Source organism: Ruegeria sp. YTSC230 (assembly GCF_059609665.1).
In genome coordinates this window covers 266,512-293,310 of sequence record NZ_JBXWMC010000001.1, presented here as the reverse complement: position 1 = coordinate 293,310, position 26,799 = coordinate 266,512, and the positions used below count along the sequence as shown (strand labels likewise).

At 56.9% G+C, this 26,799-nt stretch carries 28 protein-coding genes and 1 tRNA gene; 16 read left to right on the top strand and 13 right to left on the bottom strand.

Translation table 11 applies throughout. The features are described from left to right. Positions 1 to 132: 132 nt before the first annotated feature. Complete coding sequence (locus AC2FD9_RS01420) at positions 133 to 393, bottom strand: hypothetical protein (protein ID WP_496835018.1); 261 nt, start codon at positions 391 to 393, stop codon at positions 133 to 135. A 104-nt stretch (positions 394 to 497) separates the two neighbouring features. On the opposite strand from AC2FD9_RS01420, the gene AC2FD9_RS01415 reads away from it, so the two are divergent. Further along, positions 498 to 1,529 carry a hypothetical protein gene (locus tag AC2FD9_RS01415; RefSeq protein ID WP_496835016.1) on the top strand — a complete coding sequence of 344 codons (1,032 nt, stop codon included), beginning with the start codon at positions 498 to 500 and terminating at the stop codon, positions 1,527 to 1,529. 174 nt (positions 1,530 to 1,703) lie between these two features. Here the strand turns inward: AC2FD9_RS01415 and AC2FD9_RS01410 are convergent, their stop codons facing one another. Next, positions 1,704 to 3,281 (bottom strand): hypothetical protein, encoded by a 1,578-nt coding sequence (locus AC2FD9_RS01410; RefSeq protein WP_496835015.1) that lies wholly within the window; start codon positions 3,279 to 3,281, stop codon positions 1,704 to 1,706. A 107-nt stretch (positions 3,282 to 3,388) separates the two neighbouring features. Continuing rightward, positions 3,389 to 3,475, bottom strand: a tRNA-Leu gene (locus tag AC2FD9_RS01405). Between the two features lie 144 nt (positions 3,476 to 3,619). Between AC2FD9_RS01405 and AC2FD9_RS01400 the strand changes: the two genes are divergently transcribed. After that, entirely contained in the window at positions 3,620 to 4,279 is a 660-nt protein-coding gene (locus AC2FD9_RS01400) for a DsbA family oxidoreductase (RefSeq protein WP_496719943.1), read from the top strand. A 39-nt stretch (positions 4,280 to 4,318) separates the two neighbouring features. Next, positions 4,319 to 4,975 (top strand): lipoyl(octanoyl) transferase LipB, encoded by a 657-nt coding sequence (gene lipB, locus AC2FD9_RS01395; protein ID WP_282118717.1) that lies wholly within the window; start codon positions 4,319 to 4,321, stop codon positions 4,973 to 4,975. A 298-nt stretch (positions 4,976 to 5,273) separates the two neighbouring features. On the opposite strand, the gene AC2FD9_RS01390 is transcribed toward lipB, so the two are convergent. After that, positions 5,274 to 6,221 (bottom strand): cation diffusion facilitator family transporter, encoded by a 948-nt coding sequence (locus AC2FD9_RS01390; protein ID WP_496835013.1) that lies wholly within the window; start codon positions 6,219 to 6,221, stop codon positions 5,274 to 5,276. Positions 6,222 to 6,305: 84 nt separating this feature from the next. On the opposite strand from AC2FD9_RS01390, the gene AC2FD9_RS01385 reads away from it, so the two are divergent. Then, the gene (locus AC2FD9_RS01385; RefSeq protein WP_472723535.1) at positions 6,306 to 6,731 is read left to right on the top strand and encodes a MerR family transcriptional regulator; all 426 of its coding nucleotides are present in this window, start codon (positions 6,306 to 6,308) and stop codon (positions 6,729 to 6,731) included. Between the two features lie 11 nt (positions 6,732 to 6,742). On the opposite strand, the gene AC2FD9_RS01380 is transcribed toward AC2FD9_RS01385, so the two are convergent. Continuing rightward, on the bottom strand, positions 6,743 to 7,162 hold the full coding sequence (locus tag AC2FD9_RS01380; RefSeq protein WP_282118720.1) for an HIT family protein: 420 nt from the start codon (positions 7,160 to 7,162) through the stop codon (positions 6,743 to 6,745). A gap of 289 nt (positions 7,163 to 7,451) precedes the next feature. Between AC2FD9_RS01380 and ctaD the strand changes: the two genes are divergently transcribed. The 4 genes from ctaD to AC2FD9_RS01360 all read left to right on the top strand — a co-directional run bounded on the left by ctaD (position 7,452) and on the right by AC2FD9_RS01360 (position 11,546). After that, on the top strand, positions 7,452 to 9,125 hold the full coding sequence (ctaD, locus tag AC2FD9_RS01375; protein ID WP_058277640.1) for a cytochrome c oxidase subunit I: 1,674 nt from the start codon (positions 7,452 to 7,454) through the stop codon (positions 9,123 to 9,125). Between the two features lie 148 nt (positions 9,126 to 9,273). After that, positions 9,274 to 10,302: a bestrophin family protein gene (locus AC2FD9_RS01370; protein ID WP_496738760.1), complete on the top strand. Its 1,029-nt coding sequence runs from the start codon at positions 9,274 to 9,276 to the stop codon at positions 10,300 to 10,302. Positions 10,303 to 10,407: 105 nt separating this feature from the next. Then, positions 10,408 to 11,007: a 2-hydroxychromene-2-carboxylate isomerase gene (locus tag AC2FD9_RS01365; RefSeq protein WP_282168546.1), complete on the top strand. Its 600-nt coding sequence runs from the start codon at positions 10,408 to 10,410 to the stop codon at positions 11,005 to 11,007. Between the two features lie 44 nt (positions 11,008 to 11,051). Further along, entirely contained in the window at positions 11,052 to 11,546 is a 495-nt protein-coding gene (locus tag AC2FD9_RS01360) for a DUF2244 domain-containing protein (RefSeq protein WP_496835011.1), read from the top strand. A gap of 21 nt (positions 11,547 to 11,567) precedes the next feature. On the opposite strand, the gene AC2FD9_RS01355 is transcribed toward AC2FD9_RS01360, so the two are convergent. After that, positions 11,568 to 12,053 (bottom strand): GatB/YqeY domain-containing protein, encoded by a 486-nt coding sequence (locus tag AC2FD9_RS01355; RefSeq protein ID WP_058274249.1) that lies wholly within the window; start codon positions 12,051 to 12,053, stop codon positions 11,568 to 11,570. 183 nt (positions 12,054 to 12,236) lie between these two features. Here AC2FD9_RS01355 and carA point away from each other — a divergent pair, with 183 nt between their 5' ends. After that, entirely contained in the window at positions 12,237 to 13,403 is a 1,167-nt protein-coding gene (gene carA / locus AC2FD9_RS01350; RefSeq protein WP_496835008.1) for a glutamine-hydrolyzing carbamoyl-phosphate synthase small subunit, read from the top strand. 80 nt (positions 13,404 to 13,483) lie between these two features. Continuing rightward, entirely contained in the window at positions 13,484 to 15,352 is a 1,869-nt protein-coding gene (locus tag AC2FD9_RS01345) for a glycosyltransferase (protein ID WP_496835007.1), read from the top strand. A 3-nt stretch (positions 15,353 to 15,355) separates the two neighbouring features. On the opposite strand, the gene AC2FD9_RS01340 is transcribed toward AC2FD9_RS01345, so the two are convergent. Beyond that, the gene (locus AC2FD9_RS01340) at positions 15,356 to 16,003 is read right to left on the bottom strand and encodes a GntR family transcriptional regulator (RefSeq protein ID WP_058273905.1); all 648 of its coding nucleotides are present in this window, start codon (positions 16,001 to 16,003) and stop codon (positions 15,356 to 15,358) included. A 100-nt stretch (positions 16,004 to 16,103) separates the two neighbouring features. Here AC2FD9_RS01340 and AC2FD9_RS01335 point away from each other — a divergent pair, with 100 nt between their 5' ends. The 3 genes from AC2FD9_RS01335 (at position 16,104) to AC2FD9_RS01325 (ending at position 18,356) form a co-directional block, all read left to right on the top strand. Next, a complete protein-coding gene (locus AC2FD9_RS01335; RefSeq protein WP_282118725.1) occupies positions 16,104 to 16,748 on the top strand; it encodes a pyrimidine 5'-nucleotidase in 645 nt (214 codons plus the stop codon). A gap of 86 nt (positions 16,749 to 16,834) precedes the next feature. Then, positions 16,835 to 17,083: a hypothetical protein gene (locus tag AC2FD9_RS01330; RefSeq protein ID WP_282118726.1), complete on the top strand. Its 249-nt coding sequence runs from the start codon at positions 16,835 to 16,837 to the stop codon at positions 17,081 to 17,083. A gap of 76 nt (positions 17,084 to 17,159) precedes the next feature. Then, positions 17,160 to 18,356 carry a UbiH/UbiF family hydroxylase gene (locus AC2FD9_RS01325; RefSeq protein ID WP_496835005.1) on the top strand — a complete coding sequence of 399 codons (1,197 nt, stop codon included), beginning with the start codon at positions 17,160 to 17,162 and terminating at the stop codon, positions 18,354 to 18,356. Between the two features lie 13 nt (positions 18,357 to 18,369). Here the strand turns inward: AC2FD9_RS01325 and AC2FD9_RS01320 are convergent, their stop codons facing one another. After that, positions 18,370 to 19,497, bottom strand: a complete 1,128-nt coding sequence (locus AC2FD9_RS01320; protein WP_496835004.1) for an aminotransferase class V-fold PLP-dependent enzyme — start codon at positions 19,495 to 19,497, stop codon at positions 18,370 to 18,372. Between the two features lie 194 nt (positions 19,498 to 19,691). Here AC2FD9_RS01320 and hutC point away from each other — a divergent pair, with 194 nt between their 5' ends. Beyond that, a complete protein-coding gene (hutC, locus tag AC2FD9_RS01315) occupies positions 19,692 to 20,429 on the top strand; it encodes a histidine utilization transcriptional repressor HutC (protein ID WP_496835002.1) in 738 nt (245 codons plus the stop codon). A 6-nt stretch (positions 20,430 to 20,435) separates the two neighbouring features. Here hutC and AC2FD9_RS01310 read toward each other — a convergent pair whose 3' ends face one another. After that, entirely contained in the window at positions 20,436 to 20,894 is a 459-nt protein-coding gene (locus tag AC2FD9_RS01310) for an Lrp/AsnC family transcriptional regulator (protein WP_113789069.1), read from the bottom strand. Further along, positions 20,891 to 21,346, bottom strand: a complete 456-nt coding sequence (locus AC2FD9_RS01305; protein ID WP_496835001.1) for an Lrp/AsnC family transcriptional regulator — start codon at positions 21,344 to 21,346, stop codon at positions 20,891 to 20,893. The genes AC2FD9_RS01310 and AC2FD9_RS01305 overlap by 4 nt, the downstream gene beginning before the upstream one ends. A gap of 132 nt (positions 21,347 to 21,478) precedes the next feature. Here AC2FD9_RS01305 and ilvC point away from each other — a divergent pair, with 132 nt between their 5' ends. Continuing rightward, positions 21,479 to 22,501, top strand: coding sequence for a ketol-acid reductoisomerase (ilvC, locus tag AC2FD9_RS01300; RefSeq protein WP_058273912.1), 1,023 nt, complete (start codon positions 21,479 to 21,481; stop codon positions 22,499 to 22,501). 73 nt (positions 22,502 to 22,574) lie between these two features. Then, the gene (locus tag AC2FD9_RS01295; RefSeq protein WP_496834998.1) at positions 22,575 to 23,477 is read left to right on the top strand and encodes a DMT family transporter; all 903 of its coding nucleotides are present in this window, start codon (positions 22,575 to 22,577) and stop codon (positions 23,475 to 23,477) included. Here AC2FD9_RS01295 and glmM read toward each other — a convergent pair. From glmM to AC2FD9_RS01280, 3 genes are read right to left on the bottom strand one after another with little or no spacing between them, the layout of a single operon-like run. Continuing rightward, complete coding sequence (gene glmM, locus AC2FD9_RS01290; protein WP_058273913.1) at positions 23,474 to 24,817, bottom strand: phosphoglucosamine mutase; 1,344 nt, start codon at positions 24,815 to 24,817, stop codon at positions 23,474 to 23,476. The two genes, AC2FD9_RS01295 and glmM, sit on opposite strands and share 4 nt — an antisense overlap. A 34-nt stretch (positions 24,818 to 24,851) precedes the next feature. After that, positions 24,852 to 25,850 carry a dihydropteroate synthase gene (gene folP / locus AC2FD9_RS01285; RefSeq protein ID WP_496781419.1) on the bottom strand — a complete coding sequence of 333 codons (999 nt, stop codon included), beginning with the start codon at positions 25,848 to 25,850 and terminating at the stop codon, positions 24,852 to 24,854. Further along, complete coding sequence (locus AC2FD9_RS01280) at positions 25,847 to 26,767, bottom strand: dihydroneopterin aldolase (protein ID WP_496781420.1); 921 nt, start codon at positions 26,765 to 26,767, stop codon at positions 25,847 to 25,849. The genes folP and AC2FD9_RS01280 overlap by 4 nt, the downstream gene beginning before the upstream one ends. Between the last annotated feature and the right edge of the window lie 32 nt (positions 26,768 to 26,799).

Below are 26,799 nucleotides of genomic sequence, written 5' to 3'. Positions count from 1 at the left end.
CTTTGTATTAAATTTGTACTCGATTTTTGCCGTTTTGTCAAAGTTACCGCAAAAAAACGGGTCACGAATTGGGGGCAAAGAAAAGGCCCGCTGACGCGGGCCTTCGAACAACTCAGCTAGTTGAAAGCGCTGTTAGTCGGCAGCTTTACCAGATGGGCTAGACCGCAGTTTCGCAACTGATCTGCTGATGTCAGTCAACACACCCACCAAGATACCGAATACGATTGTGTAGAGGCCTTGGTCAATTGCCTGTCCAGTGGTCTTGGAGCCGAGATAGCGCGCAGCACTGCTGGGGTCTTCCGAAGACAGAACAGTGATAGCCATTACGATACGCAAGATGCCAAACGCGATAGAAAGAACGGCCAGAATTCGACCAAGTTTCGTAAACATCATGCCTAAACCCCATGGAGTATTTCGATTTCTCAATGCATCTTTTGGTAGATCGCTGAAGGCAGAAATTCAACGATGTTGAAAGAAATGAAAACAGAGTCACATGGATGATCATTAACTTGGAACTAAAAGAGGAATTGGTCCCTCCAGAGGATCACCACACCTTCACTTTGCACCACACTGGCGGAGTAACCACGCGCCGAACAACCAAGGGTTGGGCTTTAGAGCCGGTTCCGATTGAGGGAAAACCACACATTATCGGTTTTTTCTCCGATCAACAGATCAAAACTGTGATCAAAAACCTTGGCGTGAAGCCGATCTGTTATGAGCAGCAAGGTTTTAGTAATGGCGTAAACCACCGGTTCTTTCGTCCTTGGTCTACCGAACTGCTCACAAGGGAACAAAGTGCCGGTGATCTTTGGTCGTCCATAGTAAAAAACATGAATGCCGAAAACGGAAAAGAGATCGAACTTGCCCGTCACATTGCGCTTGGGATACGCAGTGTTGAAGTGCACATGGGGAGAATATCAAGCTTCTACAGCATGCAACTTCTTGGAGCGATCACTAGCGGAAAGACTGTGGGGCATCGCTTCTCGATGGGGCCCAGCCTTGAGATATCAGCCAGCGTGCACGACTTTTATTCGTCAGTCGGTTCGCTTCGAGATTATTTGGCCGCGCTCATCGCGGCGCGAAATGACATGTCTAAGAAAGTGAATGACTTCACTAAATTGATGGCTGGATTCAAAGAGCAGCGACCTTTTTCAGACCGAATGATGGGCGTTCTCTTTGCAGGAAATCACCTAAAGCAGGTCCGTGACGCATGGGTTGCAGATGGTATTCTAGATGAAATCCGATTGTTCCGTAAGCGGATGGTTCACGGAAAACCATACGGTTCGTTCGAGGATGAGCAATGGGGGCGATTGGTAAATGCGCATGGCGGTGAAAATCTGTCAGTGCATCTGTATGAGCAGTGTTTGGTTGGTGACGGGGGCAAGAAGCATGAACTGCTTATTGTTGTCCGACGTCATTACTTGTTCATGATGAAGCTTCTCGAAGAGATGGCTCGCGCTTCAGGGTATTCTGCCGAAATCCCGGTATTCGACGAGAGCAACTCGACTATTATCAATATAAGCCGGTGACCAGTTAACCCGCTAACGAGGGCACTACCAATACTCCACAGTATCCATTGCTTCCCGAAGGATCGACAAACCTTCGGGCGCATCGTTAAAACGTGTCTTGTAGTTCCTCAGATGCCCCTGTCCTGAAACGTGCCCAGAACAAACCGGGCAAAATCATCTCTGCGCTGAACCAGCCTAACCCGCAAGTGGATCAACCTGCTTCAAGCTGTGATACAAGTACTGCATACCTGCACCGTCACCATAACCACCCTCAACAGCATCCCTATTGGCGCGACCCGTCAGGTAGCGGCGGTGCGCGTCAGAAATATTGGCATTGTCGCAGGCGTCCTGAAAGCGATGTCGGAAGCTGTGAAAGACCGCCTTGGGGTCCTTGATGCCCAGCTTGGAACGCAGAAGGTATGAGAACCGCTTGCCATAGTCGGCGCTGACGCGCCCACGAGTGTCGGGCGTCATCTCTTCAAGCTTCTTTGCATAGCGCCCAAACTGGTTGAATGCGAAGGCGTCAGCCGGTCGGGCTTCAACCACGCCCCGCAAACCGGCTGCAATCAGAGCGGGGTGGATGGGCACCCAACGAACGGACGCCGCATTTTTGGTTTTTTGGTCTTCGCCTTCATCGGTGATTTTCATTGACCAAACGCCGCCGATTTCCTCGAAGTCATTTGTCCGAAGCTGACAGGCCTCTTGAAGTCTTAACCCGTGGTAGGCGGCAATCCATGGTGCCCAGCGGTCCACTGTCGTATTTCCATATTGGTCCGCGTTCGATCCTTTGACGAACTCCAATATCTTAGCGACTTCCTCACCAGTGAAGGCGCGGCGGGCTTTTTCGGCGCTGTGCTTTACCTTGGGCTTAACCAGCTTCATGCCTGCCCAAGGGTCGGCCTCGACAAACCGACGCCCTACAGCGTGAGACATGAGACCCTTTAGCATGTCGAAGTATTTCTTCTGGGTGGCATAGCCGATGGTATCTGCCCCGGTCTTCTTGGCATCCGCGACAAGCTGCTGAATGGTCATATCGCGGCGTTTACCACTCTGGACCTTAGGAAGCCCTTTAAGCGCGTCGGTAAACTTTCGCAGGTGAGCACCAGTAATGTCTTGTAGTCCAATCTCGCCATGCTGTTCAGTGAACCGTCTGACGTATGTACGCCCGTTTTCTGCGGTATGTGCATCAACGGACGGTGCCCAATCTTCGACCAGATCGCGCAAGCTGAACACGTCACCGACAAGATCGACGTCTTGCCCGATCTGGCGCAACACCCTGCCCCGCGCGTTTGTCTGGGCGCAAATAGCCGCTAAGGCGGCGCTGTGCTCTGCTTGCTGTACCTGTAGCTCTTCTGGGTCGGCCAACTCGCCAACTAGCACCTTAGTGGGCGCGCCTCTTCGACCGACCTCGACGTCGAAAGTGCCCGCGTCAGCAGGCTTACCGGCCTCTAAGAAAGCCAGTGCTTTCTTGCTTCGCTCGAACTCATCCAAAAGCCCGGACAATCCACCCGCCTTGTCCAGCAGCGCCCTTTGATCTGGCGGCAAGTGTCGGGCCAATGCCCGCCAACCCTCTTCGGCCTTGGCCTGTTCAAGCTGCGCATCCATGATTGCACGAATGCGCCGCGCCTCCTTTGCGGCAGCAACCGGGTCCGTCGATCTGGTGGATTTTTGATAAACATCTTTTCCAGCCCAATGCCCCCTAATCGACTCGGGTATCGCGATTTTCACATGATACCGCCCACGCAACTGAATAGTGTCAGCAACCTTTTTCATCCGCCAATCCTTCAATCGTCACATTATAAAATGTGACGATCAATGTGACGTTTTGCAAGGCTAACGCCCTATTTTCACTAAGCTCTTTATTTTCATAGTTGAAATGCTGGTGCGGTCGAGAAGACTCGAACTTCCACGGGTGTTACCCCACAGCGACCTCAACGCTGCGCGTCTACCAATTCCGCCACGACCGCACTGCCAATGACTTGGTAGAGGGGCGTATAGACGGTGGCGAACAGGATGTGAAGAGGCAAAAAACAAGCCGATTTGAATTCCGTGTTGCCATCCTTATCTGTACTGCAGACAGAGTTTATTTCCCCCTTCCCCGGAGCCCGCCAATGACCGCGCAAGATCCCCGCCCAATTGTCCAGATTGATATCGTCTCAGACATTGTGTGCCCCTGGTGCATCGTGGGGTTTCGCCAGCTGGACCTGGCTTTGAAAGAACAAAACGTGCTGGCTAATCTCAGATGGCATCCTTTTGAGCTGAACCCCAATATGCCGCCAGAGGGCCAGAACCTGCGCGAACATATTATGGAGAAGTATGGCTCTACGGTTGAGCAGAGCCAGCAGGCTCGCGATCGGCTGACCCAGATCGGCGCCGAGCTTGGCTTTACGTTCAACTTCAATGACGACAGCAGGATGGTGAATACTTTTGCAGCACATCAACTGCTGAACTGGGCCGAAACGCAAGGCCGCCAGCATCCGTTGAAGATGGCCCTGTTCGAGGCTTACTTTACCAATCAACAGGACGTATCCCAATCCGAGGTCCTGCTTGATGCGGCCCAAGTGGCGGGTCTGGACCGGGACGCTGCCCATGCGGCTCTGACTTCGGGCGATCACAGTGCGCCGGTTCGCGAAAAGCAACAGTTCTGGACCAGCCGTGCTGTTTCAGGTGTCCCGTCGATGGTGTTCGCTGGCAAGTACCTGGTGACCGGTGCGCAAGGGGCCGAAACCTATTCGGACCTGTTGCAGCGGTGCCTGACCGAGGCTGCGTGACCTCTTTTCTTCGCCCCGCCCCGGCGGTAAGGAGCCCCCATGGAATGGAAGATCACTGACGGGCTGACCGATTACAACGACGCCGTCGCCTTCATGGAGGCGCGCGTGGCCGCAATTGCGGCCGGTGAAGCAGATGAATGTGTGTGGCTGCTGGAGCATCCGCCGCTTTACACCGCCGGCACCTCGGCCCGGATCGAAGACCTGACCGACCCGGATCGCTTTCCGGTCTTTGAGGCCAAGCGCGGCGGTGAATACACTTATCATGGCCCCGGCCAGCGCGTGGCCTATGTGATGCTGGACCTGAACAAACGCGGCAAGGATGTGCGTCGTTTCGTCAAGCAACTGGAAGAATGGGTGATTGCAGCGCTTGCCGAGTTCAACGTGCATGGTGAAATCCGTGACGGTCGCGTTGGTGTTTGGGTGCGGCGCAATGACAAACCACTGACCGCTTCAGGCCAACCTGCCGAGGATAAAGTGGCGGCGATCGGATTGCGCCTGCGCAAATGGGTCAGCTTCCACGGCATCTCGATCAATGTCGAGCCTGACCTCGAACATTTTTCTGGCATCGTCCCCTGCGGCATCACCGAACATGGGGTTACGTCGCTTGTCGATCTGGGGTTGCCGGTCACTTTGGTGGACGTGGACACCGCCCTACGGAAAACCTTCTCAGAGGTTTTTGCCCCCAATGGGGGCTAAATCGATACCTGCGAATCGTTCAGAATCAATGCGCTGTTAACAATCCCGCAATTTTTAACCCCGCTGTTTCCATACTGAGCCAAAATTTCCCAATGGCTACAGTACAAATAGGGCAAATGGGTGAAAAACTCACTCAAATGGATACATCCCGCGTGTTTGCGGGTAGTATAGATTTACCGTTCTTAGAGTGAGTGGTGTGTTAACCGGTGATCTTGGGTCATCCTGAGTAATCGGAAAATTTTTTGTTAACGAGTCTGCCGTTCCGACCCCAAATCGGAGCGGCAATTCACATCCCACTCTATAGTTTCTCTTCTGTATGCCCAAAACGAGACGACCCGACACACGCGCGGTCGATCTGCTCAAGCTCAAGCGTGGCGTGACCAATGGCAAACCGGTCACGGAGCGATTGTCTGACGCTAGCCCTCACCCCTTCCGCATCGGCCCAGGCCGCCGCGTCCACGACCAGATGGGCCGTTAACGCTGGCTCTCGCTCCTGCATGCTCCACAGGTGGACATGGTGAACCTCGGACACACCCGGTACGTCCTCGATGGCCGAGGCGACCTCTTCCGGTTCCAGTTCTGGGGGCGCTGCCATCATCAGAACGCGGATCGTTTCGCCAATTTCACTTTTGACATGCCACAGTATGTAGACCGAAATCAGGATCGTGACGGCGGGGTCTACCCATGTCCAGTTGAACAGGATCACCGCGGTGCCGGCAATGATAACGGCCACCGATCCCAAGGCGTCCGCCACGTTGTGCAGAAAGGCCGCCCGGATGTTCATGCTGTCCTTGGCCATCGAGTAAGTTAGCGCAGCCGTGACAAGGTCCACAATCAAAGCCAGTGCCGCGATCCAGACGACCATCCAGCCGTTAACCGGCTCAGGCTCAAAAAACCGCATCACGCCTTCGTAGAACAAGTACACCGACAGCACGACCAGAGTGGTGTAGTTGACCAGCGCTGCGACGACCTCGGCCCGGCCATAGCCGAAGCTCATGCGTGGATCGGCAGGTCGGCGGGCGATTTTGCGGGCGAAAAACGCGATGACCAGCGCGATGGCGTCAGAGAAATTATGCAGGGCGTCGGCGATCAACGCCAGCGACCCTGAAAAAATGCCCCCAATGACCTGTGCCAGCGTCAAGAACATGTTGACGGCAATGGCCCAAGCAACGCGCGCGTCCCCTGCCTCCGGGTCTATGTGGTGGTGCGCGTGGCTGTGCCCCTTATGAGAGTGATCATGTGCCATCTAAAATGTGTGTCCCTTGTTACGGCTGCACATTGCATGTAATTCCTCTAGTGACTAGAGGTTCAAGAGCCCTGAGGAAAAAAGATGTATTCAATTGGGTATCTGTCGCGTCACACGCAGGTCAAGATTCCGACCATCCGGTTTTACGAAGACAAGGGGCTGTTGCCGCGCCCGGATCGAACAGCGGGTAATCAGCGCCGGTACGACGACACTGCCTTAAAACGACTGCTTTTTGTTCGCCATTGCCGCGATCTGGGTTTACCGCTGACCGACATCGAAGGTTTGCTGTCTCTGGAAGGCGCATCTGGCGGCGACCTTAACCAAGCGCATGAAATTGCCGAAAGACAACTGGCCGACCTACGGGACCGTATTTCCCGCCTGCGCAGCCTCGAGGCGGAACTGTCTCGAATTTCCAAAGCCTGCGATGGCAAGCACGACCATGTCTGCGCCGTGCTTCACGCATTTGGCGATCATAGTGAGTGCGCGGGGCCACACACGCACTTGAAGTAACTGCCTCCCAGTCAGCTCAGCGCAGCTTTGATCTTTTCGGCATGCTGCGCGATCAGGTCGAAATCGCCCATCGTTCCGGGTGCCCGCACAGCAACACCATCATGGCGCGGCAGAATATGGAAATGCAGGTGGAACACCTCCTGCCCTCCGGCGGCCTCGTTGAATTGCTGAATCGTGACCCCGTCCGCATCGAACGCTGCGACGACAGCCTTGGCCATTTTCTGGACCGTTGCGGTCACAGCCGCCAGTTGTGCAGGCGTTGCATCCAGAATGTTGCGGCAAGGGGTTTTGGGGATCACCAGCAGATGCCCGTCCGCGCGCGGCATGATATCCATGAAGGCCACCGTATCGTCATCTTCGTATACTCGGCTCGAAGGGATCTCTGCGCGCAAAATCTTGGCGAAAATATTCTCGGGATCATAGGCGGTCATTTCAATTCTCCGATTGACGCGTTGCCGACAGTTCTGCGGCGCACCCCGCCCCGGGTCAAGCGGGGAACGCAATTCCCAGCCGCCCCCTTGAATTCGGGGCGCTGATACCCAGATGAATGCGGAATTTGGTGAAAATTTCGCGGGTCGCCCTCCTGCCCGCGACAATTAATCTTGATCCAGATCAAACTCGACCATTGAAGGTCGTCCCCCCGCAATCTAAAACCAGCAGGAATCCCGCGCGTTGGAGAGGTCCAACTGCGCGGTGCAGTTGCAACAGGAGGCACCTATAATGGCAGACGCAGCCATTCATGGTCACGACCATGAAGACCAGCGCACATTTTTCCAGCGCTGGTTCATGTCGACCAACCACAAGGACATCGGGATTCTATACCTGGTCGTCTCGGCACTTGCCGGTCTGATTTCAGTTCTGATGACTGTTGTCATGCGGATCGAATTGATGGAACCCGGGGTGCAGCATATGTGCCTGGAAGGCTTCCGACTGTTCGGTAGCGGAGCCGAGCTCTGCACCCCTAACGGACACCTGTGGAACGTTATGATCACCTACCACGGTGTTCTGATGATGTTCTTCGTGGTCATCCCTGCGCTTTTCGGCGGATTTGGCAACTATTTCATGCCGTTGCAGATCGGTGCACCGGACATGGCCTTCCCGCGGATGAACAACCTGTCTTTCTGGCTTTATGTCGCTGGTACGTCGCTGGGTGTGGCCTCATTGCTGAGCCCCGGTGGTAACGATCAGCTCGGTTCGGGTGTAGGCTGGGTTCTGTACCCGCCGCTATCGACAACCGAAGGCGGCATGTCCATGGACCTTGCGATCTTTGCCGTGCACGTATCGGGCGCCTCCTCGATCCTCGGCGCGATCAACATGATCACCACCTTCCTGAACATGCGTGCCCCGGGCATGACCCTGTTCAAGGTGCCGCTGTTCAGCTGGTCGATCTTTGTCACCTCGTGGCTGATTCTGTTGTCCCTGCCGGTTCTGGCAGGTGCGATCACCATGTTGCTGATGGATCGCAACTTTGGCTTCACCTTCTTTGATCCCGCCGGTGGCGGCGATCCGATCCTGTACCAGCACATCCTGTGGTTCTTTGGCCACCCGGAAGTGTACATCGTGATCCTGCCTGGGTTCGGCATCATCAGCCACGTCATCGCGACCTTCTCGCGCAAGCCGGTCTTCGGTTACCTGCCGATGGTCTGGGCGATCATCGCGATTGGTGTGCTGGGCTTTGTCGTGTGGGCGCACCACATGTACACCGTTGGCCTGTCACTGCGTCAGCAGGCGTACTTCATGCTGGCCACGATGGTAATTGCGGTGCCGACCGGGGTTAAGGTCTTCTCGTGGATCGCGACCATGTGGGGCGGTTCGATCGAGTTCAAGACACCGATGCTGTTCGCCTTCGGCTTCCTGTTCCTGTTCACCGTTGGCGGTGTGACCGGTGTGGTTCTGTCGCAGGCCGGTGTGGACCGTGCGTATCACGACACCTATTACGTGGTTGCGCACTTCCACTACGTGATGAGCTTGGGTGCCGTGTTTGCGATCTTTGCGGGAATGTACTTCTACTTCTCCAAGATGACAGGTCGCCAGTACTCGGAATTCTGGGGCAAGGTTCACTTCTGGATGTTCTTCATTGGCGCCAACCTGACCTTCTTCCCGCAGCACTTCCTGGGCCGTCAGGGCATGCCGCGCCGCTACATCGACTACCCTGAGGCATTCGCCCAGTGGAACTATGTATCGTCGATTGGCGCGTTCATCTCGTTCGCCTCGTTCCTGCTGTTCTTCGGCATCGTGATCTACGCCCTGCTGCGTGGCAAGCGTGAGACCCGGCCGAACCCCTGGAACGAATACGCGGATACGCTGGAATGGACCCTGCCGACCCCGCCGCCCGAGCACACGTTCGAGCAGCTGCCAAAGCAGGAAGACTGGGATAAAGGCCACGCCCACTAATCCCGGCAAGAAAGACTGACAAAGCCCCGCAGATGCGGGGCTTTTCATTTTTCAGACCTCGAGAATTAAACAACGCTGGCATAGACTTGCCCGAGAATAAGCCGTTAGACTGATCTGCAATCGCCAATTGCGCAGGATCCGGTCGGTCATGATCCTTCACGACGGAATAACTGTACGACAGATGGTCAAAGGCTCCTTTGGCTTTATCTGCATCGTGCTGACATGGACGCTGCTGGTTGTACTGGCGGATGAACTCACGACAATCGAGCTGATCTCGAACCCCAGCCCGCCCGTCACCATGCTCGGGCTGGCAGTGGCATTCTTTCTGGGCTTCAAAAACACATCGGCCTTTGCGCGCTGGTCCGAAGCGCGCAGCATCTGGGGCGAGATCGTCAATGCCAGCAGGGACTGGGGCAACACTATTAGCAATCTGGTACTGCCCGACGGCACACCGATTGATCCCGCGCTGCGCGACGAACTCATCGAACGTCACATCGCATGGCTCAATATGCTTGCCTTTCAGCTGCGCCAACCCTCACCAACAGGACGCAGCCGACGTCCATGGATGTTTGGACACAAACCTATTTCAGACCGCACCGAGCTGCATCAAAAGCCCGAATGCTGGCGTGAACGCCAATTGGAAAGCGACTTGCCCAGGCTTGAAGGCAAGAGCAATCGCGCCGCCTATCTGATGTTTCTTCAGGGCGAAAAGCTTGCTGAGTTGGCGCGCAGCCGTGGCATTGACCCCTATTGGCACGTCGCCCTGATGGACCGCCTCGCGCGGTTTACGACGACGCAGGGGCAATGTGAGCGCATCAAAAACACACCGTTCCCAAGACAGGTTGCCGAAGTCGGTCGCGTCTTCAGTTGGATCTTCATCTTCATGCTGCCGCTGGCGTTCAACGACGAGCGATCGATCATCCCCGAAACAGATATCTCCGTATTGCAGCTTGTTATCTTCGACTGGCTGACATTTGCGCCGGTTGGGGCGCTGGTCTGCTGGATCTTCTTTGTCACCGAACGCGTCAGCGCCTCGATGGAGGATCCGTTCGAAGGGGATGTGACCGATGTTCCGATCTCGGCCCTTTGTCGCAGCATCGAGATTGACTTGCGGCAGATGACCGACTGCGGGGTTGCGCCTCAACCCGCGCAACCCATCGAAAAAGTTCTGTTTTAGAGCGACCCGAGTTGGCGCGTGCGCAACGCCATTTCAGGGTGCGTTCGATAATCTGCCCAAATTAGGGTATCATGTATCCAGAAACCCTGGGATCGGAGCCATCAGATGCCCGAAATTGACTTTTGGTTTTCCATCGGCAGCACATACAGCTTCCTGACAATCATGCGCCTGGATGATTGGTGTGATGAGCATGACGCGACCGTCAATTGGCGCCCGTTCAACGTGCGCACCATAATGTCCGAACAACAGAACATTCCCTTTGCGGGCAAACCGGCCAAATCCGCATATATGTGGCGTGATATCGAGCGGCGCGCCGCAAAGTACCACCTGCACGCAACGCTTCCTGCACCCTACCCGATCTCGGATCTTGCGCTGGCCAATCAGGTCGCTGTGCTGGGTATGTCGGATGGCTGGGGCAAGTCCTTTACCCAAAACCTGTACCGCATCTGGTTCGAAGAAGGGATTGAGGCGGGCAGCGAAACAGCGCTGTCAGAAGCACTGCACCGGTGTCAGCAGGACCCGCGCCTGACCCTTGCACGCGCCCGCAGCCCGGACACGATCTCGGCGCTTGAAACCGAAACAGAACAGGCCACAAAACTGGGCGTTTTTGGCGCCCCCAGCCTGGTCGTTCGCGGCGAGGTTTTCTGGGGCGATGACCGGCTGGACGACGCGTTGTCGTGGGCCAGAGTTGGGCACGTCATCTGATCTTTCCTGTTAGACACCGGCAGGTGTTGCGCTATTTTTGCACCATGCCGTATCGATGGAATCAAACCTCAAGTTCCGAGCAAGAGTTGCGCCTGTGGCCGCACAACTCTCTGCCCCCACGCTGGGCGATGCGTGTGGTGTTGGCGGTCTTCCTGTTTGGCTTGATTCCCCTGATGGCTGTTCTTGGGTCGGTTTTGCTGTGGGGTTTGCTGCCATTCATGCTGTTGACCGTTCTGGGACTGTGGTTCGCGATCCAGTCCAATTACCGTGCACGCAGCGTATTTGAGGTGTTGACCCTGACCCGCACGCAAGCCCGTCTGGTACAGCATCACCCCCAACGGGGGCAGCAGGAGTGGTCCTGCAACCGCTATTGGGCGCGTCCCGAAATGCATGAGCGCGGCGGCCCGGTCCCGAATTATGTCACACTGACCGGTGACGGCCGCGAAGTTGAAATCGGCGCGTTTCTGTCTGAGGAAGAGCGGATTTCGCTGTTTGATGAGCTCACAAAAAAACTGCGCGAGCCTGTCGCGCAGCTTTAGCATCTTCGCAAACAATATTGCTTAGCAGCTGCCGCCTGGCGCAGCGCAGAGCTGATCTTTGACCATCGGGCCAACCTTGCCGAAATCCATCTGGCCGGTGTAGCGGGTTTTCAGCTCACCCATCACTTTGCCCATGTCGCGGATCGACCCGGCGCCGGTGGCCGTGATTGCGGTCTGAATGGCCTTGCTCACCTCGTCATCGTCCAATTGCTTGGGCAAGAATTCCTCGATGACCTCGACCTCGCGCAGTTCCCGTTCGGCCAGATCCAATCGGCTGCCCTCTTCATAAGCGCGGGCGCTTTCCTTGCGCTGCTTGGTCATTTTACCAAGAATTTCAAGCACCTCTGTGTCGCCGCAGCCTTTGGCTTCTTCGTTGTCAGACGCGCGCGAGGCGATGTCACGGTCCTTGATCGCAGCATTAATCAGGCGCAGCGTCGACAAGCGCTCGGCATCCTTGTCTTTCATTGCTTGCTTCAGGGCAGTGTTCACCCGTGATCGCATATCCATATGTTCTGTCCATCCCCATGGCAAAGGAACCCCGACCATATCGAAACAAAAAGCGCGATACAACAGGGGGTGCATATGGTTAACTTGTTGATTTTAAACAATAGCCCAAAAATTGAACAGACTTGACCCGAGCGTACAACCCCCTTAGGTATGCGCCGGTTTACCTTGCAGGAGAGTCGCGCCATGGCCCAGAACGCCCCGTCCAAGCCCACCGCATGTCTGGCATTGGCCGACGGTACATTGTTCTACGGTATGGGCTTCGGCGCCACCGGCCAAACCGTGGCTGAACTGTGCTTTAACACCGCCATGACCGGATATCAGGAAATCATGACTGACCCCTCTTATGCGGGACAGATCGTGACCTTCACCTTCCCTCATATCGGCAATGTCGGCGTGAACCCCGAGGATGACGAGACCGGCGATCCGGTTGCCGCCGGGATGGTGGTCAAATGGGACCCGACCGAGCCCTCGAACTGGCGCTCGGCCGAAGAATTGAAAACCTGGCTGGCCCGCCGTGGCCGCATCGCCATCGGTGGTGTGGACACGCGTCGCCTGACCCGTGCCATCCGTCAGCAAGGCGCACCACATGTCGCGTTGTCACATGATCCCGACGGAAACTTTGATATCGAGGCCCTGGTTGCTGCCGCGCGTGGCTTTGCCGGTCTGGAAGGTATGGATCTGGCCAAAGAGGTCACCTGCGCCCAAAGCTATCGCTGGGATGAAATGCGGTGGGCCTGGCCAGACGGGTACAAACGTCAGGAAGCTCCGGTTCATAAAGTTGTCGCCGTGGACTTTGGCGCAAAGCGCAATATCCTGCGCTGCCTCGCCTCGGCCGGATGCGACGTCACGGTTCTGCCTGCAACAGCGACGGCCGCCGAGGTGCTGGCCCATAATCCCGATGGCGTGTTCCTGTCGAACGGCCCCGGAGACCCGGCAGCCACCGGTGAATACGCCGTGCCGATGATCAAAGACGTTTTGGGCACCACCGACCTGCCCGTCTTTGGCATCTGTCTGGGACATCAGATGCTGGCGCTGGCTTTGGGCGGCCATACCGTCAAAATGAACCACGGCCACCACGGGGCCAACCACCCGGTCAAAGACCTGGATACCGGCAAGGTCGAGATCACCTCGATGAACCATGGCTTCGCGGTGGACGCCCAGTCCCTGCCCGACGGCGTTGTGGAAACCCACCGCTCGTTGTTTGACGGGTCCAACTGCGGCATCCGCATGACCGATCGCCCTGTCTATTCAGTGCAGCACCACCCCGAGGCCTCGCCTGGCCCACAGGACAGCTACTATCTGTTTGAACGCTTTGCCGAAGCTATGGCAGACAAGAAAGAACAGGCTTAACCACTTCATCGTTTAGTGTTAACGCGCTGTTAACCTTGATTGAGCAACCCTGACGCGGGTCACCGTGTCAGGGTTTTTTTATGGTTGAACATAGCCTGCAGCAATTCGCGCGCGCCGCGCCGATTTCCAATCGGTCGCGGAAACCCCTAGGCACCTGTTTGGTCGAACGTGGATGTATCACCACCGCGCAACTGGAAATGGCTCTGCATCTGCAGTCCAGACAACAGGCCCCACTGGGCGAGATCCTTGTAGGTGAGGGTTGGATCAGCCGTCAGGAGGTCATGGATGCCCTGTCCGAGCAAACCAACCTGCAAATCGCCGATCTGAAAGACACGCCCCCTTCCCCGAGCTTATGTGACATCAAACCGGTCGAGTTCTGGCTGAAGCATAATGTGATCCCATGGCAACGCATCGGCCCGATCCTGCTGATCGCGACCGCTGATCCGAACCGCTTTGCCGCGGTCCGCGCCGCCCTGTTCGACACTGAACACACGATTGCCCCGGTACTTGCATCGGTCAGTCAGATTGATCATGCAATTGCCAGCGCGTTTTCCGACACTTTGGCAAAAGGCGCGGAAACCCGGGTCGACAAGGATCAGAGCTGTCGATCATGGACGCCGACAAAGCGCGCGGGTCCCATCGCGGCCCTTGCGGGACTTCTTTTCTTTTTTACAGCCTTTCCTCTGGTTGGTCTGGCTGCTCTTTTGACCACGGCCACCGTTTCACTGCTCTTGTTCATGGTTTTGCGCATTGTGGGCTTGGTCTCATACCTTATGAGATGCCGCCAAGTGTGCCCAACCCCCGAGCCTGTTCCACTGCGATTGCCGCGCGTATCGATGATGGTGCCCCTTTACAAAGAACGAGAGATTGCAGGCGCTTTGATAAGGCGGCTGCAACGCCTGACCTACCCAAAAGCGTTGTTGGACGTCATTCTGGTACTGGAAGCCTCAGATGAGGTCACGCGCACCACATTAAGCCGAGTGGATCTGCCTAGCTGGATCAGAACGGTGGAAGTCCCGGAACTGAACGGACTGACGACAAAGCCCCGAGCGATGAACTACGCGCTGGATTTTTGTCGTGGGGACATTCTGGGTGTGTGGGATGCCGAGGACGCCCCGCAACCGGATCAGATCGAACGCGTGGTCCGGCATTTTGCGCGGGCTGGCGAAGATGTCGTCTGCCTGCAAGGTGTTCTGGATTATTACAACCCGCGCACAAATTGGCGGTCACGCTGCTTTACCATCGAATACAACAGCTGGTTTCGGATCATCCTGCAAGGCATTGCGAATCTGGGTCTGGTCGTCCCCCTTGGGGGCACAACATTCTATTTTCGCAGGGATAAATTGCTGGAGCTTGGCGGCTGGGATGCCCACAACGTAACCGAGGATGCAGATCTGGGCGTGCGCCTCAGCCGTGCGGGGTATCGAACCGAGATGGTCGATACCACCACCTATGAAGAGGCAAACTTTCGTGCCTGGCCGTGGGTCAAGCAGCGCTCGCGCTGGCTGAAGGGGTTCATGGTGACCTATTTGGTGCACATGCGTGCGCCGCGGCGTCTGATAAGCGACATCGGGCTCAAGCGATTTCTTGGTGTTCAGGCGTTCTTCTTGGGGACTATTGGCCAGTTTCTACTGGCACCAGTCCTATGGCTGTTCTGGTTGGCGACATTGGGCTTGCCTGGCCCGTTCGATCCGCTTTTGTCTGATTGGGCCTTCTACGCACTCATCAGCCTGTTTCTGGTGGCCGAAATTACCAATCTGATCGTTGGAATGCTGGCCGTAGCAGCACAGGAAAGACGATTCCTTATGCCGTGGGTTCCGACAATGCCGCTGTATTTTCCGCTAGGCGTATTAGCCGCCTACAAAGCCCTGTGGGAGCTAGCCAGCAACCCGTTCTTCTGGGACAAAACTCAGCATGGGCAGGCCCGCGAAGAAGTACAGCCGCACTGACGGTCATTTCTCGCGCAACACCGCATCCTGTTTCAGCCGGGTCATGAAGGCCACCGAGATATGTTCTTTCAGCGCGCGCTCTGCCGCCTCTTCATCACGGGCGGTGATCGCCTCGACAATGCCCTTATGCTCACTTTGCGCAATCTCGCCACGGCCCTGAACGGCAAGCGAGGTCGTAGCCATCAGAGCCATTGTGCGGTGCACAAGATTCAACTGCTGCACCAGATACCGGTTGTGCGAAGCCAGATGGATCTGTTCATGAAACCGCCGGTTGGCCCGCGACAGTGCCGTTGGATCATTCACCAGCGCATCGTCAGCGGCGACCATGTCCTGTAGCACTTTGATCTCTTCTTCGGTGGCGTGTTTCGCGGCCAGCTTTGCGGCCAACCCTTCCAATTCGCGCCGAACCACATAAAGTTCGGCCATTTGGTTGTGATCCAATGAGGCCACGATCAGTGATCGTCCGTCACGCTCTAGCAGGGACTGCGTCTCAAGTCGCTGCAACGCTTCGCGGATAGGTGTACGAGACACGCCAAATCGTTCTGCCAGCTCACTTTCGACCAATCGGTCGCCGGGCTTGTAAACGCCCACATCAATCGCTTCGAGAATAAGGCTATAGGCGTCTTTGTTGGGCTGACGGGATTGCGGCATGGGGTGTTTTTTCTCCTCGTTCGGACATGTCTATCCGCCTCAGGCCCGTGCAATCAAGTGTAGCATTGAAAACCTGTGCATGGCGGCCTAAACCCAACTCATGGTCAAACCTTCTTTTTCGCACGTCACCCAATGGGTGTTCGACCTCGACAACACGCTGTACCCGCCTCATATGCAACTATTCGACCAGATCGAGGTTCTGATGACGGACTACGTGGTGCAGGCCATTGGCGTCGACCGAGCCGAGGCGGATCGTCTGCGCTCGCACTATTGGCGGGAATACGGCACCACGCTGGCCGGCTTGATGGCCGAGCATGACCTGGACCCCGAACCCTATCTGTACGCCGTGCATCAGGTGGACATGAGCCACATGGACCCCGACGCCGAGTTGGCCGACAACATCCGGTGCCTGCCTGGCCGTCGCATCGTTTACACCAACGGCAGCGCGCCTTATGCCGAACGTGTGCTAAAAGCACGCGGTCTCAGCGGTTTGTTCGATGCGGTTTATGGCGTAGAACACGCGGGCTATCTTCCAAAACCTAAACAGGCCGCGTTCGAGGCGATCTTTGCACAGGATGGCATCGACGCCGACAAGGCGGCCATGTTTGAAGATGATCCGCGCAATCTGGCTGCTCCGCACGCGATGGGAATGCGCACAGTTCACGTCGCGCCCGAGCCGCATAAGGCCGATCATATCCACCATCACACCGACGACCTGACTGCGTTTCTGTCCCGCCTGCGATAGGCTGTCACACTGCGACGATCTGCACATTCTGCAGGTGCATGATCGACCCTATATGCGCCTCAGCGACGAACAGAATCGGAGACCCCATGAGCGCGATCGAGATGCCCGGACGCCTGCCCATCTGGCAGCGCCTGTTATTTGCAGTTCCCCTGTTTGGCTGGTTAGTCAAAGATGCCGCTCATGCAAAGGGCGAAGAGTGGGGTTATACAGCGGCCGCGATTTTCAGCATGTGGGGCTGTTCTGCCCTGTTGTTCGGTCTGCCGGGCCTATACATCCCAGCCGTGATGATGGTGCCGGTGATGTTCCTGATCCTCATCCTGATTTCACGCGGCTGACACGCGGGACAGGATGTCACTTGGCACCCGATGCAGAACCGAACTAGGTTCTGCCCAACACTCGGAGGCCAAGGTCATGAAAGACAGCTGTGACATCCTGATTTCAGGCGGCGGAATCGCCGGTCTGACCGCTGCGGCAGCCTTTGGAACCGCCGGGTTCGACGTTATTTGTGTCGACCCGACGCTCCCGATAACCGAGCGCGACGTGGACGGCTCTGATTTGCGGACCACCGCCTTTTTGCAACCGGCGCACGGCTTGTTAGAGCAATGTGGGTTGTGGCAACGGCTGGACGCACACGCGGCCCCCTTGCAGATCATGCGGATTGTGGACGCAGGTGGAGATGTTCCTGAACCCCGCGTGGTACGCGATTTCAACGCCGCAGATATTTCGGATCTGCCCTTCGGCTGGAACCTGCCCAACTGGCTGTTGCGACGCGAGATGGTGGCACGACTGGCCGAACTGCCCAACGTCGATTTCCGCCCCGGTACTGGCACTGTCAGTCTGTTCACCCGCACTGCCGAAGCGCGTGTCGGCCTGAGTGACGGCAGCCGCATTCGTTGCAAACTGGTGGTCGCCGCTGACGGGCGCAACTCTCCCATGCGCGAGGCGGCTGGGATCAACGTCCATACCACGCGCTATGGCCAGAAAGCATTGGCCTTTGCAGTCACACATCCCATCCCGCACGACAATGTTTCGACCGAAATTCACCGCTCGGGCGGGCCGTTCACCCTGGTCCCCCTGCCCGATTGGCAGGGGCAACCGTCTTCGGCGATTGTGTGGATGGAGCGCGGACCCCGCGCGGTTGAGTTGCTCAACACCGAGCCCGAGGCGTTTGAAGCGTTGATGACCGAACGGTCCTGTGGGTTGTTCGGACCGTTAAAACTGGCTTCGCGCCGGACCATCTGGCCGATCATCAGCCAGTCAGCAGAACGTTTATCAGGCGAGCGAGTTGCACTAATGGCCGAGGCCGCCCATGTGGTGCCACCAATTGGTGCACAGGGATTGAACATGTCGCTGGGCGATCTGAGCAGTCTGCTGGAACTGGCTAAGGCCCGCCCCGAAGGTCTGGGCGACGCGCAGATGCTCGATGCCTATCACAAAGCCCGCCACACCGAGATCGAGATGCGGGTCAAAGGAATTGATCTGTTAAACCGCGCCTCGATGATCGAGGCGCGACCGTTAAGGGACGTCCGGGCAATGGGGCTAAATGCGCTCTATTCTCTACCGGCTGTTCGCAAGACCTTGATGCAAATGGGCCTCGGCGTACGCTAAGGCCCGAATGGTTTCACAGAACCTGATCCAGCACGCGCTTGAGCCGCCCGATGGTGCCGTCGACGTCGTACAGTTTGTCCAGACCAAACAGACCAAGGCGGAAGGTGCTGAACCCTTCAGGCTCATCACATTGCAGCGGCACACCTGCTGCGATCTGCATGCCCAACGTCGCAAACTTCTTACCATTCTGAACATCCGGGTCCGAGGTATAGCTGACCACGACACCCGGCGCGCCAAATCCGTCCGCTGCTACCGAGACGATGCCCTTGTCCCGCAGCATCGCCCGCACTCCATCGCCCAACGCCCATTGGGCGTCCCGCAGCTTGTCGAACCCATAATCGCGGGTCTCGACCATCGTATCGCGGAACGCCTTCAACGCATCCGTTGGCATGGTCGCGTGATACGCATGCCCACCATTTTCATAGGCTTGCATGATCTGTCGCCATTTTTTCAGATCAACGGCAAAACTGTCGGACGTCGTCTCCTCCAACCGCGCTTCGGCACGCTCAGATAGCATGACAAGGCCAGCGCAGGGCGATGCACTCCACCCTTTCTGGGGCGCCGAGATCAGGACGTCCACACCGGTGGCCTTCATATCGACCCAGGCACAACCCGACGCGATGCAGTCCAGCACCATTAAGGCCCCCACCTCGTGCGCCGCGGCGGCCATGGCGGTCACGTAATCATCGGGCAGAATGACACCGGCCGAGGTCTCTACATGTGGGGCAAATACAACATCCGGACGCTGTTCACGGATTGTTGAAACAACCTCGTCAATCGGTGCGGGGGCAAAGGGAGACGGGCTGGAATTGCCGGTTTCACGGGCTTTGAGAACCGTCGCTGACGCCGTCAGATCACCGGATTCGATAATCTGGCTCCAGCGGTAGGAAAACCACCCATTCCGAACGACCAATACATTGGCGTTGCGCGCAAATTGCCGGGCGACGGCCTCCATGCCATAGGTGCCACCACCAGGGATAATCGCCACACCATCCGCATTATACACATCCTTCAGCAAGCCCGAGATGTCGCGCATCACCTGCTGAAACTGAACCGACATGTGGTTCAGCGACCTATCCGTAAACACGACCGAGAACTCTTCGAGCCCAGAGGGATCGACGGTGTCCAATAGCGCTGGCATGGTTTGTCCTTTCAAATTGTCGTCAGCGGCCTCGCGACCCGGGTTAATTTGCCGAGACCCGTACTGAACCCGAATATCTGACCTAAGGGAACTAAAAACAAAACACTCAAATGATATTTTGTTGGTCGAATTTGGCAAGAAATGACGCCAATTAGTGTCAGCTGCCCTTTACACTCTGACGTGTTTCTGACCAGATGCACTCACTTTACAGAAGAAAGGTATTTCGACAGGTGAATGCGCATAAGCGGATCAGTTTTCAAGTTGTAAGGGACGAAGTCAAACGGCGGATTGAAAGCCGCATTTGGCCGCAGGGATCGCTTCTGCCAACCGAAACGCAACTTGCCGAGGAATTCAATTGCGCACGCGCTACAGTGAACCGTGCCCTGCGCGAACTGTCCGATCAGGGCTTTGTCGAGCGCAAACGCAAAAGCGGGACCCGGGTCAAAAAGGAACCCAGCAAGCATGCCAAGCTGGAATTTTCTTTGGCTCGTCAAACGGTTGAAAACCAAAATGCAACCTATCGGTACTCGCTGGTCGAACGCAACGTGGTCGCAAGCCCCGGTTGGCTGGCTTCACAGATCGGTGTATCGGCGGACATTCGCGTCCTGCAAGTCATCTGTATGCACTATGCAGATAACCGTCCCTTCCAATTGGAAGAACGCTGGATCAACATAGATGCGGTGCCCGAAATCGAACATGCCGATCTGACCAACCACGGCCCTCATGAATGGCTACTGAACGCCTCTCCGTTTACCGAGGCTGAGGTCTCCTTTTGCGCGATATCCGCGGACGGACGATTGGCGGAATTCATGGGAACAACCCCCGGAACGTCGATGATCCAGCTAGAGCGCACGACCTGGAAGAACGGAAATCCGATGGCATTTGCCCGGATGACGCACCATCCCGGATATTGCATCCGCACGCGGTACTGAACGGGCTTATCCGATCGGTCCCGGCAAACGTTCCTCACTTAGCAGGACGTTAGCTTCGACATCCCCTGCGCCGGGTAAGGTCATGATCCGCCGGCGCAGGACCCGCTCAAAATCGGACAGGTCGCGGGCAACCACTCGCAGGCGATAATCGTACAGACCCAGCACATGCTCGACGGTCTGAACTTCTGGAATAGCACTGACGGCACGCTCAAAATCCTCCAGACTGACCTGCCCCTTGCGCGCCAGTTTCACGCCAAGGAATACCGTCACGCCAAATCCCAACGCCTCGGCATTCAGGCGCAGCCGGCGACCTTTGATAACGCCCGAGGTTTCCAGCCGGCGGATGCGGCGCCATGTCGCCGGTTGTGACAGACCCAGCTTACGCCCCAACGCCCCGGCGCTCTGGGAGGCGTCCTGAGCCAACGCACACAGTATTTTTCGGTCCAGCTCATCCAATTCGGTCATACCGGCAAGACCTCTTCGCTCTTGACCCTCGCGATATGCATCAAGGCCTCAATATCCGCGATATGCGGCAGGGTCAGAATGCGGTCACGGTAGAGTTGTTGGTAGTGTGACATGTCTCTGGCAATCACGGACAGCCGCACATCCACCCTGCCCAGAAATGTTTGCAATTCGATCACCTCGGGCACTTGCCGGGCGGCGGCAGTAAATTCGTCAAACGCGCGCGATTGAGTCTTGTCCAGCGTTACGCGCAGAGAAACCTCGACTGCATACCCAAGCGCTGCCCAGTCGATCACGGCCTCGTGCCCCTGAATGATCCCGGCGGCCTGCATCTTTTCGACCCGGCGCCAGCAGACACCCTGGCTGATACGGCAACGCTCGGCCAGTTCCGCAGCAGTCAGGCTGGGATCGGCCTGAAAGTGGCGCAGGATTCGGCGGTCTATGTCATCAAGCATGAATTTTTCGCATTTCTGGTGTTACACGAATTATTCTTCATCTTTTTCACAAATACTCAAGTGCAACCCTATCGCCAATACAACATCCGGCAGGTAAAACCCTCGGCAATCTAACCAGAAAGGACCGGCGACATGCGCGTCTATTACGATCGCGATTGCGACATCAACCTGATCAAAGACAAGAAAGTGGCGATCCTGGGCTACGGCTCGCAAGGCCACGCCCACGCACTGAACCTGCGCGACTCGGGCGCGAAGAACCTTGTCGTCGCTCTGCGCGAAGGCTCCGCATCGGCCAAGAAAGCTGAAGCCGAAGGCCTGGAAGTCATGGGCATCGCCGAAGCGGCAGCCTGGTGCGACGTCATCATGTTCACCATGCCCGACGAACTGCAGGCCGAGACCTACAAGAAATACGTGCATGACAACATCAAGCCCGGCTCGGCCATTGCTTTTGCCCATGGCCTGAATGTCCACTTTGGTCTGATTGAGCCGAAAGAAGGCATCGACGTCATCATGATGGCCCCAAAAGGCCCCGGCCACACCGTGCGCGGCGAATACGTCAAAGGCGGCGGCGTGCCCTGCCTTGTTGCGGTCGATAGCGACGCAACCGGCAAGGCGCTGGAAATCGGTCTGTCCTACTGCTCGGCCATCGGTGGCGGCCGCTCGGGCATCATCGAAACCAACTTCCGCGAAGAATGCGAAACCGACCTGTTCGGTGAGCAGGCCGTTCTGTGCGGCGGTATCGTCGAACTGATCCGTTGTGGTTTCGAAACTCTGGTTGAGGCAGGTTATGCACCCGAAATGGCCTATTTCGAGTGTCTACACGAGACCAAGCTGATCGTTGACCTGATCTATGAAGGCGGCATCGCGAACATGGATTATTCGATCTCGAACACTGCCGAGTACGGCCAATACGTCACCGGCCCGCGCATTCTGCCCTATGAGCAGACCAAGAAAGCGATGAAAGAGACGCTGTCGGACATCCAAACCGGCAAATTCGTGCGTGACTTCATGCTGGAAAACGCTGTTGGTCAGCCGACCATCAAAGCAGCACGCCGTCACAACGATGAGCATCAGATCGAGCAGGTTGGTAAGAAACTGCGCGACATGATGCCGTGGATTTCCGCCGGCAAGCTGGTCGATCAGGAAAAGAACTGATCCTGCCAAGCGAATGCGAAGGGGCGGCCCATCTGGCCGCCCTTTTTTGTCCAAGCCTCTAAGCGAAACGAAGATGGTCCAGCACCCCACATCCCGCGATTGGAGCGGTGTTATCACCCTTGGCCTGATCTGGGGCGGGACGTTCATGGTCGTTGCCATGGCACTAGAAGGGTACGGACCTATCACCGTCGCCACCGCGCGCACTACGTTGGGTGCCATGATGTTGCTGGGGTTGATGGCGGTCACAAACCGCAAGCTACCTTCCGGATCCGCCGCCCTTTGGACCTCGGTCATTGTGATCGGTATCTTGTCGTCTGCCCTGCCCTTTGTTTTGCTAAGCTGGGGGCAGCAATATGTGCCTTCGGCCTTTGCCGGCCTGTCGATGGCCGCGATTCCGCTGATGGTTCTGCCGCTGGCACATTTCTTTTCAGACGAGCCTTTGAACCTGAGAAAACTGGTGGGCGTGACCCTTGGATTCTGCGGTGCGTTGGTGCTGATTGGCCCCGGTTTGGCGCAACTCGGCCACGGGTCGGAACCTTTGGCGCAGCTAGCCTGCATCGGGGCCGCCTTGTGTTATTCTCTGGCGTCGATCTTCACCCGTCAATGTCCGCCCATTGATCCTGTGGTTCTGGCCGCCCTGACCCTGCTGGTCGGCGCAGTAATCCTGCTGCCGATCATGTTCGTGACTGAAGGCGTCCCGACATGGGAAGGTACCCGCCCAAGCATTGCCATCATCGTTTTGGGGTTGGTCCCTACGGCATTCGCAACACTGCTGCGCGTATCCGTCATTCGCAGCGCAGGATCGGTGTTCATGACACTCGTTAACTACCAAGTGCCAATCTGGTCGATGGTGTTCGGCGCATGGGTTCTGTCCGAGGCGTTGCCGGTGCGCTTTTTCGTGGCGCTGGCTATGATCCTGACCGGGCTGGCCATCAGTCAGTGGTTCAGCCTGCGAAAGATGCTGACCGGGCGCTAGCCTGTGACGGCCTCGACTTCGGCAACGATGCCGTCGACAACCTGGGTCAGCAGCGCATCATCTTCACATTCCGCCATGACGCGGATCAGAGGTTCCGTACCCGATTTGCGGATCAGCAACCGCCCCTGCCCGTTCAGCCGCGCCTCGGCGTCAGAAATTGCAGCCTGCACACTGGCGGCCTCAAGTGGGGCTTGTCCTTCGCCATAGCGCACGTTCTTCAGCATTTGCGGTACGGTTTCGAACTGCACCGCCAATTCCGATGCTTTGCGACCCGTATGAACCATCTCCGCCAGGAAATGGAGGCCCGCCATCAGGCCGTCACCTGTGGTCGCGTAATCGCTCATGACGATGTGGCCTGATTGTTCGCCGCCCAGATTGAACCCGCCTTCGCGCATACGTTCAACGACATAGCGGTCCCCGACGCCGGTGCGCTCCAGACGCAGACCATGGTTTTCAAGATGACGTTCCAGACCTAGGTTCGACATCACCGTTGCAACCAACGCACCGCCTTTCAGGCGGTCTGCCTCGGCCCAACTGGTCGCCAAAAGCGCCATCAACTGATCGCCATCCGCGACCTGACCATTCTCGTCGATCATGACGACGCGATCGGCGTCACCATCCAAACAAATCCCGACATCTGCACCATGGGCCACGACGGTTTCGGCAGCCAGCTGCGGTTTGGTCGAGCCACAGTTGAGGTTGATATTCTTACCATTCGGCGTGATGCCGACCGGGATCACCTCGGCACCCAGTTCCCACAAAACCTCGGGCGCCGTGCGGTGCGCGGCCCCATTGGCGCAATCGACTACAACTTTTAGCCCATCCAAACGCAAGTCACGCGACAGCGAAGATTTGACGCGTTCACCATATCGGAACCGCGCATCATCCACCCGTCTGGCACGGCCGATATTCTGGGCCTGCGCAGGTTTGACACCTTCTTCGATCAGCCTTTCAATCTCGAGCTCCGCCTGATCAGACAGCTTGTATCCGTCAGGGCCAAAGAACTTGATACCATTATCTTCGGCCGGGTTATGGCTGGCCGAAATCATGACCCCCAGATCTGCGCGCATCGACCGTGTCATCAGACCGACAGCGGGCGTCGGAACCGGCCCAAGCAGCAACACGTTCATCCCGGTCGAGGTCAATCCGGCCGTCAGGGCGTTTTCCACCATATAACCGGACAGGCGCGTATCCTTACCGATCACCACACGGTGAACGTCTGATTGGTCACGGCGAAAGTAACGGCCAGCGGCGGCCCCGATGCGCAATGCCATTTCGGCCGTGATTGGATGGGTATTGGCGGTACCCCGCACCCCATCGGTTCCGAACAGCTTGCGCATAATGTCACTCCGTCATTTCTTGCCTGCCTCCGCCTTACCGGACGGCGACCCAAAGGCGCAAGGCCTGAGCGGTTTCAGCAACATCGTGCACGCGCAAAATTTGAACGCCTTGTGACAATCCAGCCAGCCCGACGGCGATTGATCCCGGCGCGCGGGCGTCCTTGCGCGGCTCTTTGCCTATTTGTCCGATAATACCTTTGCGGGACACGCCCAACAGGATCGGACAACCTAAACCATGAAACAGGCTGATCCCCTGCAGCAAGGCCAGGTTATGTGCCTCGGTCTTGCCAAACCCTATGCCCGGATCAATGATAATCTGATCCCGATCCAACCCGAGGTTTTCGAGACGATCCACCTGACCTTCAAGGAAATCGTAGACGTCCAGCAGAACGTCGTCATAGGTCGGATTGTCTTGCATCGTGCCCGGATCGCCCTGCATGTGCATCACACAGACCGGAGCGCCAACTTGCGCGCAAAACGGCCCAAGCTGTGGGTCGAAGGTAAATCCTGTTACATCGTTGATCAGCCCTGCTCCGGCCTCCCACGCGGCTTTGGCGACGGCGAATTTGCGCGTATCGATGGATATCAACGCATCAGTGCGGGATTTGATGGCTTCGATCAGGGGGCGGGTCCGGGCGATCTCTTCATCTTCGGGCACGAAGGTTGCGCCGGGTCGGGTCGATTCGCCGCCGATATCCAGAATGGTTGCGTCTTGTGAAACCATCTGTTCAGCCGCAGATTGGGCCGCGCTGACCGAATTGTGCACACCGCCATCCGAGAAACTATCTGGGGTCGCATTCAGAATGCCCATAATGTGCGGGCGATCCATGGCAAGGCCCGCAACATCGGCACGCGGACGCGTCAGTCGGTCCAGCGCATCACCTGGTACATCCTGCACGGCAATGATCATTGGACGTTCTTTTCGGCTTAACCGTTCAACATGGGTAAACCAAAGCGGCTGGCCAGCTAGCGGCACTGAACCCGGCGGACGGTTCGGACCATGCTGAACCAGAGGTCGAAAATAAGCGGTCACAGTTGTGCCTGATCCACCGAGATCGCACGCAAAGGGGTTTCAGGGGCGTCGGGCAGCGCGCCGCCGATCACCATCATCTCACTCGCCTCAAAAGTGGCAGCAAACCATGCCGCCAGCGCGACCGCATCCGAAGGTGCCGCCGATTGGCCGTCAACAGCATCCAGCACGATTTTCGAGGGCGCCCAGACGCAAATCTGACCATTTTTCATGGCCCAATCCAGCTCAGTCCGCGTTGAAACGACGACACAGCGGTGATCGCGGGCAGCTAAAACCCAGGCATTCTGTTCAATCGCCAACAGATCAATTCGGCGTTGTGTCATCGCGTGGCCAGTCTGTGAAACAGGCATATCCGCCGCGCCGACACATAGGATCAACGGGCGTTCACGATTTTCCAGCTGATCGATCCACCCGGTCAGATTGGGCGAGGCAATGGCCTCATTCGACAGGAAAGCCAGACGGGGATGCGGGCGTTCCTCTTCGACGACGTCGTGGTGAGTCTTGTCTTTTCCGCGCACGATCTCGACACCCAAAGCGCCAGGACCACGATCCAGTTTTTCTATTCTGACAAAAGCTCTTACGGCCTGCGGTTCAAGTAAAATTCGCTCGGCCACCCGGTCTGCCAAAGTCTCAAGCAGGTTAAGACGTTCCGCCGCAAGCTCATACGCGATCGCCTCAGTCACCCGGTCATAAGACAGGATGCGATCCACGTCATCGTCGATGGGATCACTCAAGGGGCGAACCTCGACCACGATGTTAAAGCAAATCCGCTGGGTCGTTCCACGCTCGGCCTGAAACGCGCCGATTTCAACCTCGACGATATGATCACGCAGAGAAATACGATCCAACGGCCCCCGGGCAGCGGTCGCTTCGGACCGCTCGGACGGGTGCGCAAAGGCAAGACGGATTTCAGAGCTCATACAGGCGGACCTTTTCGGGCTTTGTGGACGTG

Bases quoted from the DNA above. Each gene is read 5' to 3' on its own strand.
- AC2FD9_RS01420 (WP_496835018.1), bottom strand. From the start codon at position 393: ATGATGTTTACGAAACTTGGTCGAATTCTGGCCGTTCTTTCTATCGCG.
- AC2FD9_RS01415 (WP_496835016.1), top strand. From the start codon at position 498: ATGATCATTAACTTGGAACTAAAAGAGGAATTGGTCCCTCCAGAGGAT.
- AC2FD9_RS01410 (WP_496835015.1), bottom strand. From the start codon at position 3,281: ATGAAAAAGGTTGCTGACACTATTCAGTTGCGTGGGCGGTATCATGTG.
- AC2FD9_RS01400 (WP_496719943.1), top strand. From the start codon at position 3,620: ATGACCGCGCAAGATCCCCGCCCAATTGTCCAGATTGATATCGTCTCA.
- lipB (WP_282118717.1), top strand. From the start codon at position 4,319: ATGGAATGGAAGATCACTGACGGGCTGACCGATTACAACGACGCCGTC.
- AC2FD9_RS01390 (WP_496835013.1), bottom strand. From the start codon at position 6,221: ATGGCACATGATCACTCTCATAAGGGGCACAGCCACGCGCACCACCAC.
- AC2FD9_RS01385 (WP_472723535.1), top strand. From the start codon at position 6,306: ATGTATTCAATTGGGTATCTGTCGCGTCACACGCAGGTCAAGATTCCG.
- AC2FD9_RS01380 (WP_282118720.1), bottom strand. From the start codon at position 7,162: ATGACCGCCTATGATCCCGAGAATATTTTCGCCAAGATTTTGCGCGCA.
- ctaD (WP_058277640.1), top strand. From the start codon at position 7,452: ATGGCAGACGCAGCCATTCATGGTCACGACCATGAAGACCAGCGCACA.
- AC2FD9_RS01370 (WP_496738760.1), top strand. From the start codon at position 9,274: ATGATCCTTCACGACGGAATAACTGTACGACAGATGGTCAAAGGCTCC.
- AC2FD9_RS01365 (WP_282168546.1), top strand. From the start codon at position 10,408: ATGCCCGAAATTGACTTTTGGTTTTCCATCGGCAGCACATACAGCTTC.
- AC2FD9_RS01360 (WP_496835011.1), top strand. From the start codon at position 11,052: ATGCCGTATCGATGGAATCAAACCTCAAGTTCCGAGCAAGAGTTGCGC.
- AC2FD9_RS01355 (WP_058274249.1), bottom strand. From the start codon at position 12,053: ATGGATATGCGATCACGGGTGAACACTGCCCTGAAGCAAGCAATGAAA.
- carA (WP_496835008.1), top strand. From the start codon at position 12,237: ATGGCCCAGAACGCCCCGTCCAAGCCCACCGCATGTCTGGCATTGGCC.
- AC2FD9_RS01345 (WP_496835007.1), top strand. From the start codon at position 13,484: ATGGTTGAACATAGCCTGCAGCAATTCGCGCGCGCCGCGCCGATTTCC.
- AC2FD9_RS01340 (WP_058273905.1), bottom strand. From the start codon at position 16,003: ATGCCGCAATCCCGTCAGCCCAACAAAGACGCCTATAGCCTTATTCTC.
- AC2FD9_RS01335 (WP_282118725.1), top strand. From the start codon at position 16,104: ATGGTCAAACCTTCTTTTTCGCACGTCACCCAATGGGTGTTCGACCTC.
- AC2FD9_RS01330 (WP_282118726.1), top strand. From the start codon at position 16,835: ATGAGCGCGATCGAGATGCCCGGACGCCTGCCCATCTGGCAGCGCCTG.
- AC2FD9_RS01325 (WP_496835005.1), top strand. From the start codon at position 17,160: ATGAAAGACAGCTGTGACATCCTGATTTCAGGCGGCGGAATCGCCGGT.
- AC2FD9_RS01320 (WP_496835004.1), bottom strand. From the start codon at position 19,497: ATGCCAGCGCTATTGGACACCGTCGATCCCTCTGGGCTCGAAGAGTTC.
- hutC (WP_496835002.1), top strand. From the start codon at position 19,692: ATGCACTCACTTTACAGAAGAAAGGTATTTCGACAGGTGAATGCGCAT.
- AC2FD9_RS01310 (WP_113789069.1), bottom strand. From the start codon at position 20,894: ATGACCGAATTGGATGAGCTGGACCGAAAAATACTGTGTGCGTTGGCT.
- AC2FD9_RS01305 (WP_496835001.1), bottom strand. From the start codon at position 21,346: ATGCTTGATGACATAGACCGCCGAATCCTGCGCCACTTTCAGGCCGAT.
- ilvC (WP_058273912.1), top strand. From the start codon at position 21,479: ATGCGCGTCTATTACGATCGCGATTGCGACATCAACCTGATCAAAGAC.
- AC2FD9_RS01295 (WP_496834998.1), top strand. From the start codon at position 22,575: ATGGTCCAGCACCCCACATCCCGCGATTGGAGCGGTGTTATCACCCTT.
- glmM (WP_058273913.1), bottom strand. From the start codon at position 24,817: ATGCGCAAGCTGTTCGGAACCGATGGGGTGCGGGGTACCGCCAATACC.
- AC2FD9_RS01280 (WP_496781420.1), bottom strand. From the start codon at position 26,767: ATGAGCTCTGAAATCCGTCTTGCCTTTGCGCACCCGTCCGAGCGGTCC.